Source organism: Paraburkholderia sp. 31.1, from assembly GCF_014397645.1.
GTDB classification, from domain to species: Bacteria; Pseudomonadota; Gammaproteobacteria; order Burkholderiales; family Burkholderiaceae; genus Paraburkholderia; species Paraburkholderia tuberum.
On record NZ_VZQN01000169.1, the window covers coordinates 1 to 1020 of the forward strand.

Annotated in this window: 1 protein-coding gene; it reads left to right on the forward strand. The window is 60.9% G+C overall.

What is annotated here, in order from left to right; translation table 11 throughout:
- Positions 1-49: 49 nt before the first annotated feature.
- On the forward strand, positions 50-1020 hold a 971-nt coding region (locus F6X37_RS35825; RefSeq protein ID WP_187614676.1), incomplete at its 3' end, for an IS30 family transposase.

A 1020-nucleotide genomic window follows, 5' to 3' on the forward strand; every position in this document is an offset into this window, starting at 1 on the left:
GGCGGCCTCAAATCTGAAGTGCAACACCTGTTTCGTATAAGGTGTTGCGATGCACGAAAGAACTCAGTACCAGCAACTTCAGCCTGAAGAGCGCCTGACCATTGCAAGTCTGCATCTGCAGGGTTCGAGTATCCGGGCCATGGCCCGGATACTCGGGCGCTCGCCAGCCACCGTTAGCCGTGAACTGGCGCGAAACAGCTTGCCTGCTGGCTACGCGTCCGTGCCGGCTGAAGCGCTCAGTGCCGCACGCCGCAGCGCAGGTCGCAGCCCCACAAAGCTTTGCCTGCAAAGCGTCTGCTGGCGCATCGTTCTCACCCTGCTCGAGTGGAAATGGTCACCCCAGCAGATATCGGGCACACTGAAGCGTATGTATCCGACCGACCCGACCCAGCAGGTTTCGCACGAAACCATCTACACGGCCATCTACGCCCAGCCGCGCGGCGAACTGCGCCGTCAGCTAATTGCGTGCTTACGCCATGGCCACAGCACGCGCATGCCGCGTACACGGGGCACCGACCGGCGCGGACAGATTCCCGACATGGTCAGTATTCATGTGAGGCCGCCCGAAATCGAAGACCGACTGCTGCCTGGGCACTGGGAAGGCGACTTCATCAAGGGTGCCGGCAACCAGTCCTCGGTAGGCGTGCTGGTCGAACGGACCAGCCGCCTGGTGCTGCTCGCCAAGATGGAAGACGCCACCGCCGCTTCCGCGCTGGCGGGCTTCTCTGCCAAACTCAATTCGATTGTTGCGCCACTGCGCCAGAGCTTCACTTATGACCAGGGAAAAGAAATGTCGCGCCATAAAGAGCTCGCTGCCGCAACCGGCGTGAACGTGTACTTCTGCGACCCGCACAGTCCCTGGCAACGCGGCACTTGCGAAAACACCAACGGGCTGCTGCGACAGTATCTGCCCAAAGGCACAGACCTTTCGGTCTACAGTCAGGACGAACTCGACGCCATCGCCGACAGTCTGAACAGCCGGCCTCGTGCAACTCACAACTTCCATTCACCCTTCGAGGT